10 protein-coding genes are annotated in these 13,082 nt (G+C 64.4%); 7 read left to right on the top strand and 3 right to left on the bottom strand.

Going from position 1 to position 13,082, the window contains the following annotated elements; genetic code table 11:
* Positions 1 to 56: 56 nt before the first annotated feature.
* The 3 genes from ribA (at position 57) to ribD (ending at position 3,543) form a co-directional block, all read left to right on the top strand.
* Positions 57 to 656: a GTP cyclohydrolase II gene (ribA, locus tag BM382_RS13535; protein ID WP_065364588.1), complete on the top strand. Its 600-nt coding sequence runs from the start codon at positions 57 to 59 to the stop codon at positions 654 to 656.
* An 80-nt stretch (positions 657 to 736) separates the two neighbouring features.
* On the top strand, positions 737 to 2,440 hold the full coding sequence (locus BM382_RS13530; RefSeq protein ID WP_015634244.1) for a WD40 repeat domain-containing protein: 1,704 nt from the start codon (positions 737 to 739) through the stop codon (positions 2,438 to 2,440).
* Positions 2,437 to 3,543 (top strand): bifunctional diaminohydroxyphosphoribosylaminopyrimidine deaminase/5-amino-6-(5-phosphoribosylamino)uracil reductase RibD, encoded by a 1,107-nt coding sequence (gene ribD / locus BM382_RS13525; protein ID WP_011059385.1) that lies wholly within the window; start codon positions 2,437 to 2,439, stop codon positions 3,541 to 3,543. The genes BM382_RS13530 and ribD overlap by 4 nt, the downstream gene beginning before the upstream one ends.
* Here the strand turns inward: ribD and BM382_RS13520 are convergent.
* Complete coding sequence (locus BM382_RS13520) at positions 3,522 to 4,448, bottom strand: LysR family transcriptional regulator (RefSeq protein WP_011059384.1); 927 nt, start codon at positions 4,446 to 4,448, stop codon at positions 3,522 to 3,524. The two genes, ribD and BM382_RS13520, sit on opposite strands and share 22 nt — an antisense overlap.
* A gap of 46 nt (positions 4,449 to 4,494) precedes the next feature.
* Between BM382_RS13520 and BM382_RS13515 the strand changes: the two genes are divergently transcribed.
* Genes BM382_RS13515 through BM382_RS13505 form a run of 3 tightly spaced genes read left to right on the top strand, consistent with a single transcriptional unit; the run spans position 4,495 to position 9,149 of the window.
* Positions 4,495 to 4,908 carry a VOC family protein gene (locus tag BM382_RS13515; protein ID WP_011059383.1) on the top strand — a complete coding sequence of 138 codons (414 nt, stop codon included), beginning with the start codon at positions 4,495 to 4,497 and terminating at the stop codon, positions 4,906 to 4,908.
* A 30-nt stretch (positions 4,909 to 4,938) separates the two neighbouring features.
* Complete coding sequence (locus tag BM382_RS13510; protein ID WP_015634242.1) at positions 4,939 to 6,090, top strand: efflux RND transporter periplasmic adaptor subunit; 1,152 nt, start codon at positions 4,939 to 4,941, stop codon at positions 6,088 to 6,090.
* Positions 6,087 to 9,149 (top strand): MexW/MexI family multidrug efflux RND transporter permease subunit, encoded by a 3,063-nt coding sequence (locus BM382_RS13505; protein WP_072443060.1) that lies wholly within the window; start codon positions 6,087 to 6,089, stop codon positions 9,147 to 9,149. The genes BM382_RS13510 and BM382_RS13505 overlap by 4 nt, the downstream gene beginning before the upstream one ends.
* A 59-nt stretch (positions 9,150 to 9,208) precedes the next feature.
* Here the strand turns inward: BM382_RS13505 and BM382_RS13500 are convergent, their stop codons facing one another.
* Positions 9,209 to 10,603: a PhoH family protein gene (locus BM382_RS13500; RefSeq protein WP_011059380.1), complete on the bottom strand. Its 1,395-nt coding sequence runs from the start codon at positions 10,601 to 10,603 to the stop codon at positions 9,209 to 9,211.
* A gap of 346 nt (positions 10,604 to 10,949) precedes the next feature.
* A complete protein-coding gene (locus BM382_RS13495; protein WP_015634240.1) occupies positions 10,950 to 12,074 on the bottom strand; it encodes a polysaccharide deacetylase family protein in 1,125 nt (374 codons plus the stop codon).
* A gap of 211 nt (positions 12,075 to 12,285) precedes the next feature.
* On the opposite strand from BM382_RS13495, the gene yaaA reads away from it, so the two are divergent.
* Complete coding sequence (gene yaaA, locus BM382_RS13490) at positions 12,286 to 13,065, top strand: peroxide stress protein YaaA (RefSeq protein WP_011059378.1); 780 nt, start codon at positions 12,286 to 12,288, stop codon at positions 13,063 to 13,065.
* Positions 13,066 to 13,082 lie beyond the last annotated feature (17 nt).

Raw genomic sequence — 13,082 nt, 5'->3', positions numbered from 1 at the left:
CTACTTTTGCAACCAAACAATTACACGTTCAACGTCAAAGAACGGAAGGGATTTCCATGAACACACTCAGCATCAGAAACCAGGTCGACATCCCCCTGAACGACTCGCCCACCCCCGGCACTTTCTACAGTTTCAGCGGCCTGGAAGCGGCCCATGAACACATCCTGATCAAGCTGGGCCCCGCCAGCGAACACAGCCCCCTGGTGCGCATTCATTCCGAATGCCTGACCGGCGATGTCTTCAACTCCCAGCGCTGCGATTGCGGCCCGCAACTGAGCGAGTCCATCTCGCGCATGCAGGAAGAAGGCGGCTACCTCATCTACCTGCGCCAGGAAGGCCGGGGCATCGGCCTGTACGCCAAGCTGGATGCCTACCGCCTGCAAGACGGCGGCATGGACACCTTCGAAGCCAACAGCCACTTGAACTTCCCCGAGGACGGCCGGGACTTCTCCATGGCCGCCAGGATGCTCAAGGCCCTGGGCGTGCAGCACTGCCGCCTGATTACCAACAACCCGGACAAGGTCCAGGCCCTGAAGGACAACGGCATCATCGTGGACAGCACCATCCCCACCGGGGTCTTCCTCACCCGGCACAACGGCCACTACCTGCAAGCCAAGAAGGACAAGAAGCACCACCTCATCGATCTCATCAAATAGAAGAGCCTGCCTCCCCCGGAGCCCGCGGGCCGGGGGACGGCTGCCCGTCATCCGCCAACGCATTATTAAGGACAATAATCATGAGACATTTCGGGCCCATCAGCGGCATCGCCACGTTCAAGGACACCTATGTCGCCACCGCCGGCTACGACAACCAGGTGATCCTCTGGGATGCCAGGACCCGGACCCCGATCCAGCGGGTCCTTCACGATCACCTGGCCAACCAGTGCGCATTCAACGCCGCCGGCACGCTGCTGGTAAGCGCCAGCAGCGACTACACCGCGCGGGTCTGGGAAGTGCCGTCCCTGCGCCTGAAGACCGTGCTCATCGGCCATGACGACGACATCGAGATGGCCGCCTTCTCCCCGGACGGCCAGACCATCGCCACCTGCTCCCGGGACCACAGCATCCGCCTGTTCAACCTCAGCGGCCAGACCCTGCGGATCCTCCACGGCCACACCGCCGACGTGATCTCGGTGTGCTGGTCGGCCGATGGCCAGACCCTGGTGTCGAGCAGCGATGACGGTTCGATCCGGCGCTGGGATGCCAATACCGGGCAACAGCTGGAAACCATCGACCTGGGCGGCGTGGAAACCGACACCGTGGCCCTGTCCCGCGAGGGCATCATTTTCGCCGGCGACGACGAAGGCAAGATCTCCATCATCAGCCCCCGCGGCACCCTGCTGCAGCCCGCCCACAGCGCCGGGATCAAGCGCATCATCTGGGACGACAGCCAGCGCCTGCTGATCAGCCTCAGCTACGACCGCTCGGTCATGCTCTGGCACCTCAAGCAGGACGGCACCCTGGTCAAGACCGCGGAAACCTCCCTGCCGAGCATCATCTGGCCACGCAGTTGCGCGCTGCTGGGCAGCCATCGCATCGCCTTCGTCACCTTCGGCTCACGCTATGCCACCTGGGATTTCGCCACCCAGACCTGGGACCTCAGCGGCATCGAACCGGCGGTCAGCCTCAACGCCGTGGCGGTGGTCGGCGAAGACGTCTACAGCATCGGCGACGCCGGCATCCTGCACATCAACGGCCAACCCAGCATCAAGGCCGGCAGCCTGTGCAACTTCCTCCTGCCCTTTGGCGACAGTGTGTTGACCGGCGGCCAGATGGGCACGGTGTTCGACGCCCGCACCGGCGCCACCCTGTACCAGCACCGCTCGCCCCTGAACTGCGGCACCACCTTCATCAAGGACGGTGCCTTGCACGCAGCCATCGGCACCTACACCGGCGAAGCGCTGATCTTCTGCCTGGACCAGCAGCAGCCGCGCTTCGTCACCCAGGTGCGCATGCATGAGAACGCCATCAAAGGCATCGCCGCCGATGAAACCTACATTTTCAGCGTGTGCGCCACCGCAGCCGCGGCCTTCTTCCGGATTGCCGACTTCGGCCTGGAAACCTACCTGGACAAGGCCCACGAGCGGATCTCCAACGGCTGCACGCAGATCCAGGGCGGCTTCGCCAGCATCGGTCGCGACCTGAAACTGCGCCTGTGGCGCGATGGCGCCAGCGAGGTGTTCGACACGCCCCACAGCCACTCGATCAAGTGCATCGCCATCTCCCGGGACCGCTCGATGATCGCCACCGGCAGCTACGGCGGCACCGTGGCCGTCTTCGATCTGAAAAAGCGCGTCTGGGCCAGCGTGGAGAAACCCACCGCCAGCGGCATTTCCTGCCTGATCCATGACGCCAGCGGCGAAGGTTTCCTGGCCAGCGCCTACGACGGCCGGATCTACCCGATCACGCCCCCGGCCGCTGTCCAGTCGGCGCGCCCATGACCTACTTCAGCGAAGTCGACTTCCAGCACATGCAGCACGCCCTGTCCCTGGCAGAACGGGGCAGCCACTCCACCTGGCCCAATCCGCGGGTGGGTTGCGTGATCGCCCATGGCTCGCAAGTGGTCGGCGAAGGCTGGCATCGGCGGGCCGGCGGGCCCCACGCCGAGGTGTTCGCCCTGCGCCAGGCCGGTGGCCTGGCGCGGGGTGCCACCGCCTACGTGACCATGGAACCCTGCAGCCATGTCGGACGCACCGGTGCCTGCCATCAGGCCCTGATCGACAGCGGCGTGCACAGCGTGGTGGTGGCCCATCAGGACCCGTTCGAACAGGTCAACGGCCAGGGCATCGCCCAACTGCGCAACGCCGGAATCGAGGTGCGGGTCGGCCTGCTGGAATCGGCGGCCCAGGAGTTGAACCGCGGCTTTCTGTCCACGGTGCGGCGCCAGCGGCCCTGGGTGCAACTGAAAATGGGCATGAGCCTGGACGGGCGCACGGCCCTGGACAATGGGCGCTCGAAGTGGATCACCAGCACCCGGGCCCGGGCCGACGTGCAATATTGGCGGGCCCGCAGCTCGGCGATCCTCACCGGCAGCGGTACCGTCCTGGCGGACGACCCACTGCTCACGGTACGCCAGCTGTCCTCCCCGGAGGCCCTGGCGCCAGTACGTGTGGTGCTCGACAGCCAGGGCCGGGTGCCCGCCACGGCGCGGGTGTTCAACGACCAGGCGCCGAGCCTGCACGTGGTGCACCGGGAGTGCCCGCTGGCCAGCAGCGACAGCGAGCAGGTCATGGCGCTGCCCGGGGACGACCAGGGCCTGCACCTTGAGCAGTTGCTGCACAACCTCAGCCAGCGCGGCCTGCACGACCTGCTGGTGGAAGCCGGCCCGACACTGGCCGGCAACCTGCTCAAGGCGCATCTGGTGGATGAGTTGCTGTTGTACGTGGCTCCGCGCCTGCTGGGGGATCTGGCCCGGCCGCTGGTGCACCTGCCGTGCTTCGACCGCCTGGAGGAGGCCCTGGACTTTGCCCTGTATGACGTCAGCCAGCTGGGGCCGGACCTGCGTCTGCGCCTGCGGCCGGCTCAGCCGCCGAGCGCGCTATGAGCGACCACCTGCTTGACCTGTTCGCGCAACCAGACATGGGCCGGTTCATTGTCGAAACGCTGATGCCAGATCTGCACGAAGGGAAACGGCGGAATCGGCAACGGCGGTCGCAGCTGGATCAGGTCCTGGTTAAGCAGCGCTTCGTCCAGGGTGCGAGTGGCCACCGTGAGAATCAGGTCGGTGTTGTGAATCATGCTGGGGGCAGTGCGCCAATGGGGCACGCTCACGGCTATCCGCCGCTGCAGCCCTTCGTCGCGCAGCAGGCTGTCCACTTCGCCGTTGGCGCTGCCATCCATCGACACCAGGATGTGTGGCCGGGCCAGGTAGCTGTCCAGGTCCAGCGTGCCGTCGGCCGGCAACGTGCGTCGGTCGAGGAGGCAGGAGAAGGTTTCCTCGAACAGTACCTCGGTGGAAATGTCGCCGGACAGGTTGGGAAACACCCCCAGGGCCAGGTCGATCTTGCCCTGAGAAACCTGCTCGAACATTCCGTGCCGGGTGTCCTGGGTCACCACCAAGGTGGTGTTCGGCGCATCGCGGCGCAAACGCACCATCAGGTTGGGCAGCACCAACGCGGCGCCGTAGTCGGACATCGCCAGGGTGAAGATGCGCTGGGAACTGGCCGGGTCGAAGTCGATGGACTTGCCGAACAGGGTTTCGATCTGGCCGAGGATTTCCCGCAGCGGCTGCTGGATGTTCTGGGCCAGGGAACTGAGCACCAGTTCGCTGCCCCGGCGAATCAGGATCGGGTCATCCAGCAACCCGCGCAACTTGCTCAACGAGTGGCTGATGGCCGGCTGGCTCAAGTGCAGGCGCAAGGCCGTGCGGGTGACATGTTTTTCTGTCAGCAGGGCATCAAGCACCACCAGCAGGTTCAAATCGATATTGCGCAGTAAGACCGTGACCATCCTGTCATTTCCAACTCAGGGAGCAAGGTCCCAAAAGGAGCAACACATGCTGCAACTCAAACGAATTATTGAAACAGCCCTTTATGTGAACGATCTCGACATCGCGAAAGAATTCTACGCAAAAACCTTCCAGCTGGAAGTCATGGTCGAGAGTGATGTCCTCGTGGCGCTGAACATCGGCGGCCAGAATACCCTGTTGCTGTTCAAGCGGGGCGCCTCGCTGCACACCAAATACCTCAGCGGCGGCGAGATCCCGCCCCACGACGCCAGCGGGCGGATCCATGTGTGCTTTGCCATCGACAAACAGGACCTGCCCGGCTGGAAGGAACGCCTGGCCCGCTCCGGCATTCCCCTGGAAGGTCGTACCGAATGGCCCAAGGGCGGCTCCAGCATCTATTTCCGCGACCCGGATGAAAACCTCGTCGAGCTGCTCACCCCCGGTTGCTGGCCGATCTACTGAAACTGCAACTGACGTCAAGGAGTGAATGTCATGGTGTCCGTCGGTGTAACCAAGCCCCCCTCCCTGCGCGCATGGCTGGCGCTGATCGCGGCGCTGCTGACCGTCGGCCTGCTGGCCGGGTGGCTGTGGCACGGGGCCCGGCCCGGCCCACAGGCCTATGCACAGGCACCGGTCAAGGTCGCCGTGGCCACGGCCAGTACCCTGCCCTTCCCCAACTACCTGGAAGCCATCGGCGAACTGGAGGCGATCCAGCAAGTCAGCGTGCCGGCGGAAATCGGCGGGCGCATCGTCAACCTGCCGATCCAGTCAGGGCAGCGGGTCGAACGCGGCCAGGTCCTGGTCCAGCTCAACGACGCGCCCCAGCGCGGCAACCTGGTGCGCCTGCAAGGGGAAATGGAAAACGCCCGGATCCGCCTCGAACGCTCGCGGCGCCTGGTGTCGGTCAACGCCACCTCCAGGGAAGCCTTCGACAATGCCCAGACCGAGCTGTCCACCGCCAAGGGCGCCTTGCAGGCGCTGACCGCGGAAATCGAGCAGCGCACCATCCGCGCGCCCTTTGCCGGCACCCTGGGCATTCGCAAGGTGCACCTGGGGCAATACGTGAACCCCGGGGACGTACTGATCAACCTGATTGGCGACAAGGGCCTGTACGTCAACTTCAGCGTGCCCGAGCAGGCGCTGGCCCAGGTCACGCCAGGGGCGACCCTGGAAGTGCTTCTCGACGCCCTGCCCGGGCAGGTGCTCAGCGCCAAAGTGAGCGCTGTCGATCCGTTTCTCGATCGCACCCGCACCCTGAGCATCCAGGCGCGCCTGCAAGACCCGCCAGCCAGCGCCCTGCCCCATATGTTCGCTCGTGTGCGGCTGGCCCAGCCGCTGCCCAGCGGCACCTTGAGCGTGCCGGAAACCGCGGTGACCTATAACGCCTACGGCGAAGAGTTGTTCGTGGTCCAGCCGGCCAAGGATGCCCAGGGCGCGCCGACGGTGCAGCGGGTATCGGTGAAAACCGGCGCGCGGCATGCCGGCCGGGTGGTGATCGACAGCGGCCTGGCGCCGGGCGCGCAAGTGGTGACGTCCGGGCAGATCAAGCTCAGTGACGGCGCCCCGATCGAACCGCAGCAGCACAGCGTGCTCAGCGATGCCGGCGGCAGTGCGACGACCCTGGCCGCAGGAGAAGAGCCGTGAAGTTCACCGATCTGTTTGTCCGCCGCCCGGTGCTGGCGCTGGTGGTCAGCCTGCTGATCCTGCTGGCGGGGCTCAAGGCCTACAGCAACCTGCCGGTGCGCCAGTACCCGTTGCTGGAAAGCTCGGTGATCAGCGTCACCACCGACTACCCCGGGGCGCCGGCTGAGCTGATGCAGGGCTTTGTCACCCAGCCGATCAACCAGTCCCTGGCCTCGGTGGAGGGGGTGGACTACGTCAGCTCGTCCTCGGTCCAGGGGCGCAGCCTGATCACCCTGCGCATGGCCCTCAACCAGGATTCGTCGAAGACCCTGAGCGAGGTGATCGCCAAGGTCAACCAGGTCAAGTACCGCCTGCCCGAGCAGGCCTACGACCCGGTGATCGAGCGTTCCGCCGGGGACGCCACCGCCGTGGCCTATGTCGGTTTCGCCAGCCGCTCGCTGTCCGCCTCGGCGCTGAGCGACTACCTCAGCCGGGTGGTACAGCCGCTGTTTTCCAGCATCGAGGGCGTGGCCAAGGTCGAGACCTTCGGCGGCCAGCGCCTGGCCATGCGCCTGTGGCTGGACCCGCAGCGCATGGCCGGCCACGGCGTCAGCGCGGCCCAGGTGGAACAGGCGATCCGCGCCAACAACTTCCAGGCCGCCCCCGGGCAGATCAAGGGCCAGTACGTGATCTCGTCGATCCAGGTCAACACCGACCTGAGCAACCTCGACGAGTTTCGCGACATGGTCATCAGCAACCGTGGCGACCACCTACTGCGCCTGCGGGACATCGCCCGGGTCGAGCTGGGCTCGGCGTCCTATGAAACCAGTGCGCTGATGGACGGCAAGCCGGCGGTGCACCTGGGCCTGTATGCCACGCCCAAGGGCAACCCGCTGCTGATCGTCGCCGACATCAAGCGCCTGCTGCCGGAGATCCAGAAGACCCTGCCGCCGGGAGTGGAGGTGGCCCTGGCGTTCGAGACCGCCCACTTCATCCAGGCCTCGATCATCGAGGTCATCGAAACCCTGATCGAAGCCATCCTGATCGTGGTGGCGATCATCTACCTGTGCCTGGGCTCGGCCCGCAGCGTGCTGATCCCGGTGGTCAGCATTCCGCTGTCGATGGTCGGCGCACTGGCGCTGATGCACCTGTTCGGCTTCAGCATCAACCTCCTGACTCTGCTGGCCATGGTCCTGGCCATCGGCCTGGTGGTGGACGATGCCATCGTGGTCATGGAGAACATCCACCGCCACCTCAAGGAGGGTCGCACGCCGTTGCAGGCGGCCTTTGTCGGGGCGCGGGAAATCGCCTCGCCGGTGATCGCCATGACCATCACCCTGGCTGCGGTGTACATGCCCATCGGCCTGATGAGCGGGCTGACCGGCGCGCTGTTCAAGGAGTTCGCCCTGACCCTGGCCGGCGCGGTGCTGATCTCCGGGGTAGTGGCCCTGACCCTGACCCCGGTGATGTGCGCCAAGCTGCTGCCGGCGGGGCAGCAGGAAGGCCGCATGAGCCGCTGGGCCGAGCAGTTCTTCCACTGGCTGGCACGTCTCTACCAGCACGGCCTGGTGCGTTCCCTGCGCTGGCGCGGCGCGGTCCTGGCGTTTGCCGCCCTGGTGCTGCTCAGCCTGCCGTGGCTCTACGGCCACGCCAGCAAGGAGCTGGCGCCCAACGAAGACCAGGGCAACCTGCTGCTGGCGATCAAGTCGCCGCAGCACGCCAACCTGGACTATGTCGAGCGCTATGCCTACCAGCTGGACGCGATCCTCCAGGGCCTGCCGGAAACCGTCAGCACCTGGATCATCAATGGCAGCGACGGCGTGGCCGCCAGTTTCGCCGGGGTCAACTTCAGCGAGTGGTCGCAACGCCAGCGCAGCGCGGCCAGCATCCAGCAGCAGTTGCAGCAGGAGGTCGATGCGGTCGAGGGCAACTCGATCTTCGTCTTCCAGTTGCCGCCGCTGCCGGCCTCCACCGGCGGCCTGCCGGTGCAACTGGTGATCCGCAGCACCGAGGACTACCGCTCGCTGTTCCAGGCCATGGAGGAGATCAAGCAGCAGGCCCGGGCCAGCGGCCTGTTCGCGGTGGTGGACAGCGACCTGGAGTTCAACAACCCGGTGACCGAGGTGCGCATCGATCGCAGCAAGGCCAACAGCCTGGGCATCCGCATGCAGGACATCGGCACCACCCTGGCGGTGCTGATCGGCGAGAACTACACCAACCGCTTCGCCCTGCAAGGCCGCTCCTACGACGTGATTCCCCAGAGCGCCGCGGCCCAGCGCCTGACACCCCAGGCCCTCAACGGCTTCTACGTGGAGACCGACAGCGGCACCCAGGTGCCGTTGTCCACCGTGGTCAGCCTGCATGACAGCATCCAGCCCAACAAGCTCAAGCAGTTCAACCAGCAGAATGCCGCGACCTTCCAGGGCATCCCCGCCCCGGGGGTCAGCCTGGGCCAGGCGGTGGCCTTCCTGCAGCAGCAAAGCCAGGCCCTGCCCGCCAGTTTCAGCCATGACTGGCAGGCCGATTCGCGGCAGTTCATCCACGAAGGCAATGCCCTGCTGCTGACTTTCCTGTTCGCCCTCATCGTGATCTACATGGTGCTGGCCGCGCAGTACGAAAGCCTGAGCGACCCGCTGATCATCCTGATCACCGTGCCGCTGTCGATCTGTGGCGCGCTGATTCCCCTGGCGCTGGGGCTGGCGACCATCAATATCTACACGCAGATCGGCCTGGTGACCCTGATCGGCCTCATCAGCAAGCACGGCATCCTGATGGTGGAGTTCGCCAATGAACTGCGCGCCGCCCTGGGCTGCACTGCGGCCCAGGCGATTATCCGCGCGGCACGGATCCGCCTGCGGCCGATCCTCATGACCACCGCCGCCATGGTGGTGGGGCTGGTACCGCTGCTGTTTTCTTCCGGCGCCGGCGCCAGCAGCCGTTTCGGCCTGGGGCTGGTGATCGTCATCGGCATGCTGGTGGGCACCCTGTTCACCCTGTTCGTGCTGCCGTCGATCTACAGCCTGATGGCACGCGCCCACAGTCGCTCCAGCGAGCTGGAGGAACTGCAGCAACTGGCCTGAGCCTGCGCCAGAAGTGCAACGGGCGGCCCAAGGGCCGCCCGTTGTGTTCCAGGGTGAGGTTACAAGTGGCTTTCGGCGTATTCCGCCAGGATCGAGCGCGGCACCCCTTGCAGGGTGATGTGCACGCCGTTGGGGAAGTCCTTGAAACGTTCGGTGAGGTAGGTCAGGCCAGAACTGGTGGCCGACAGGTAGGGGGTATCGATCTGTGCCAGGTTGCCCAGGCACACCACTTTGGAACCGGCGCCGGCACGGGTGATGATGGTCTTCATCTGGTGCGGAGTAAGGTTCTGGCATTCGTCGATCAGGATCAGGCTCTGCTGGAAGCTGCGGCCGCGGATGTAGTTCAGGGATTTGAACTGCAACGGCACCTTGCTGAGGATGTAGTCGACGCTGCCGTGGGTGTTCTCGTCATCCATGTGCAGGGCTTCGAGGTTGTCGGTGATGGCGCCCAGCCAAGGTTCCATCTTCTCCGCCTCGGTGCCGGGCAGGAAGCCGATCTCCTGGTCCAGCCCCTGCACGCTGCGGGTGGCGATGATGCGCCGGTAGCGCTTGCTGACCATGGTCTGCTCGATAGCGGCGGCCAGGGCCAGGATGGTCTTGCCCGAGCCCGCGGCGCCGGACAGGTTGACCAGGTGGATATCCGGATCGAGCAGCGCGTACAGCGCCAGGCCCTGGTAGATGTCCCGCGGTTTCAGGCCCCAGGCTTCCTGGTGCAACAGGGGCTCCTGATGCAGGTCGAGGATCAGCAGCACATCGGCGCGGATTTCCTTGATCCAGCCGACAAAGCCCTGTTCGTCGATGATGAATTCATTGATGTGCACCGCCGGCAGGTTGTCGATCAACTGCACCTGGTGCCAGGTACGGCCATGGTCCTGGCGGGTTTCCACCTTGCTTACGCGGTCCCAGAACGAGCCGCTCATGTTGTGGAAACCATTGGGCAGCAGGGAAACATCGTCCACCAGCTGGTCGGTGCTGTAGTCCTCGGCGGCGATCCCGCAGGCCCGCGCCTTGAGGCGCATGTTGATGTCTTTGGTCACCAGCACCACGGGCAGGTCCTTGTTGCGCGCGTGCAGGTCGATCAGCTGGTTGATGATGATGTTGTCGTTGAGGTTGTCCGGCAACAGGCTGGTGGGCTCGTTGCGCTTGCTCATGAGGATCGACAGCAAGCCCTTGGGCCCGCTCTTGCCACGCTGGATCGGTACGCCCAGCTCGACGTCCTCGGGTGAGGCTTCACCCAGGGTCTTGTCGATCAGGCGGATGGCCTGGCGGCATTCGGCGGCCACGCTGTGATGCCCGCTCTTGAGCTTGTCCAGCTCTTCGAGGACGGTCATGGGGATGGCGACGTGGTGTTCTTCGAAATTCAGTAAGGCGTTTGGATCGTGAATCAATACATTGGTATCGAGTACATAAAGGATTGGCTGGTTGGAAGAAGAGCTACGTCCGTGGTCATCCATACTCGGTCACCTTATGTGGGAGCCAGTCGACGCAATACCATGGGGTATCGCGCCTCGAAGGGCCACCGAATTCACCCGCGGGGGTTCAGGTGACCTGCACACACAAGGAGTCTTGGGAGACGCCACCTGTGTCGCAGGTTTCGGCGGTCTGAGTTCGTAATACTCCAAAAACCGTGACAGGAAAAAGCACTTTGACGCTTTTTTGATGTTTATTTTGCAGAGTGACGAATAGCCCTTGGCGAGTGGCCCGGGCACCGTTAAAGTCGGAAGTCCGCCTGCCTCGAAATCCCGCTATTTTTCCCCTCTTCAGCCGCCATTTCTCCCTGTTTGCGCAGGCTGTTTCGTTTCAGCGAAATGCATCCTGGCAGTCTTCCCAACCGATGCCGCTCTGCGCGGTCTGGGCCAGCAACCAAGGCAGGCTGCTCTTGACCCCATCCTGCTTGGCATTGAAGGCGATCACCCCGCGTCGCCACAGCAGCATCAAGGTCAACACTCTCTGCCCGCTGTCCTCGGCCTTGAGCTTGCCGGCGCCGTCCTGGGCGTCGATGTCCCATAGCGCCACCTGCATGCCCTGGGCATTGAAGAAGCCCTGGGCGTCGGCGCGACGCTGGCCATAGGGCGGGCGGAACAGCGGCACGTAGTTTTCCGGCAGCTTGCTTTTCACCAGGTCGGCGCTGCGCTGGATCGAGTACTGCCAGTCCTGCCAATGGCTGTGGGAACGGAATTCCCACCCCTGGACCCCAACGCACTGCCGGGAATACAGGGATTGCAGGCTGGCCACCGACGCCTTGTCGAGACGGTTCTGGATATCGTTGCCAAGAACGAAGAAGGTGCCGCTGAGGTTGGCCTTGCGCAGGTAGTTGGTGAGCCAGGGCGTGTTGTCCGGCGCCAGGTTGGCGGCGCTGTCGAAGGTCAGCAGAAACAGCCGGTCATTGAGCTCGTCGCCATTGCGCTCGTAGTCGCCAAAGCGCAGCACTTCGCTGCTGGTCTGCGGTGACAGCGCGGCCTTGCGCAGCAATTCGTCCAGGTACTGCTCGTGGAAGGTCCGGCTCGGCTCGCCCCAGCGCGCGTAGTAGGAGTCCTGCGCCAGATGGAACTTGCCGGCCTGCTTGCGCAACTGCTGCATGTTTTCCACCAGGTAACAGAAGGACGCGTCCTGGTCGCAGCTCTGCTGGGCGAAGTTGTAGTTATCCAGCAGGCGCTGCCACAGATGCTCGCGCAGCTCAAAGATCGCCTCCATATTGATCATCCGCAGGCCCAGGCGCTGCTTCATCGAGGCTTCGTCCCAGGCTTCGCTGATCAGCAAGGCGCGAGCGAAGGAGAGGATCTCGGCCCGCGAGGCGACGTCGAACAGGGTCGGATTGTCGAGCTTTTCCGGCCAGGTGCTGCGGTCCAGGGTCGCCACATCATTGGGCGCTGCCAGCACGCTGAAACTCAGAAGCCAGGCCGAGAAGAGAAACGCGATACGCAAAAGGGATGCCTCCAGAACAAAACCCGCGCCGCACTATAGCCGATCTGTGCCAGGAATCAGGGCCCCTTCGCCGGCAAGCCGGCTCCTACAGGCTCGTGCGGGAGCCGGCTTGCCGGCGAACCGCGATCAGCGGTCATGACTATCGCCATCATAGGTGGAGTCCGGGCGCCCGAGCCCCTAGAATCCCCCGACGCCAAAAGGAGACGACCCCATGCTGATGGTGATTTCACCCGCCAAGACCCTCGATTACGAAACACCGCCGGTTACCCAGCGCTTCACCCAGCCGCAATACCTCGACCACTCCCAGGAACTGATCCAGCAACTGCGGGAACTGACCCCGGCGCAGATCAGCGAGCTGATGCACGTATCCGACAAGATCGGCGGGCTCAACGCCGCGCGCTTCGGTAGCTGGACCCCGGCCTTCACTCCAGACAACGCCAAGCAGGCGCTGCTGGCGTTCAAGGGCGACGTCTATACCGGGCTCAACGCCGAAACCCTCAGCGAGGCGGATTTCGACTACGCCCAGCAGCACCTGCGCATGCTTTCCGGCCTGTACGGCCTGCTGCGCCCCCTGGACCTGATGCAGCCCTATCGCCTGGAAATGGGCACCAAGCTGGCCAACGCCCGGGGCAAGGACCTGTACGCCTTCTGGGGCACCCGTATCAGCGAATGGCTGAACGAGGCCCTGGCCGAGCAAGGTGACGACCTGCTGCTGAACCTGGCTTCCAACGAGTACTTCTCGGCGGTCAAGCGCACGGCCCTGAACGCGCGGATCATCAATACCGAGTTCAAGGACCTGAAGAACGGCCAGTACAAGATCATCAGTTTCTATGCCAAGAAAGCCCGTGGCCTGATGAGCCGCTTCGTCATCCAGGAGCGCATCAACGACCCCGCTCAGCTCAAGCAATTCGACGTCCAGGGCTACCGCTTCAGCGCGGAGCAGTCCAAAGCCGACAACCTGGTATTCCTGCGCGACCACGCACCGGAATAAAGCGTTCCCCTGCCGCG

This window comes from Pseudomonas sp. NFPP25, from assembly GCF_900116505.1.
GTDB classification, from domain to species: Bacteria; Pseudomonadota; Gammaproteobacteria; order Pseudomonadales; family Pseudomonadaceae; genus Aquipseudomonas; species Aquipseudomonas protegens.
This window is presented reverse-complemented; position numbering and strand designations above follow the sequence as displayed.

Bases quoted from the DNA above. Each gene is read 5' to 3' on its own strand.
- ribA (WP_065364588.1), top strand. From the start codon at position 57: ATGAACACACTCAGCATCAGAAACCAGGTCGACATCCCCCTGAACGAC.
- BM382_RS13530 (WP_015634244.1), top strand. From the start codon at position 737: ATGAGACATTTCGGGCCCATCAGCGGCATCGCCACGTTCAAGGACACC.
- ribD (WP_011059385.1), top strand. From the start codon at position 2,437: ATGACCTACTTCAGCGAAGTCGACTTCCAGCACATGCAGCACGCCCTG.
- BM382_RS13520 (WP_011059384.1), bottom strand. From the start codon at position 4,448: ATGGTCACGGTCTTACTGCGCAATATCGATTTGAACCTGCTGGTGGTG.
- BM382_RS13515 (WP_011059383.1), top strand. From the start codon at position 4,495: ATGCTGCAACTCAAACGAATTATTGAAACAGCCCTTTATGTGAACGAT.
- BM382_RS13510 (WP_015634242.1), top strand. From the start codon at position 4,939: ATGGTGTCCGTCGGTGTAACCAAGCCCCCCTCCCTGCGCGCATGGCTG.
- BM382_RS13500 (WP_011059380.1), bottom strand. From the start codon at position 10,603: ATGGATGACCACGGACGTAGCTCTTCTTCCAACCAGCCAATCCTTTAT.
- yaaA (WP_011059378.1), top strand. From the start codon at position 12,286: ATGCTGATGGTGATTTCACCCGCCAAGACCCTCGATTACGAAACACCG.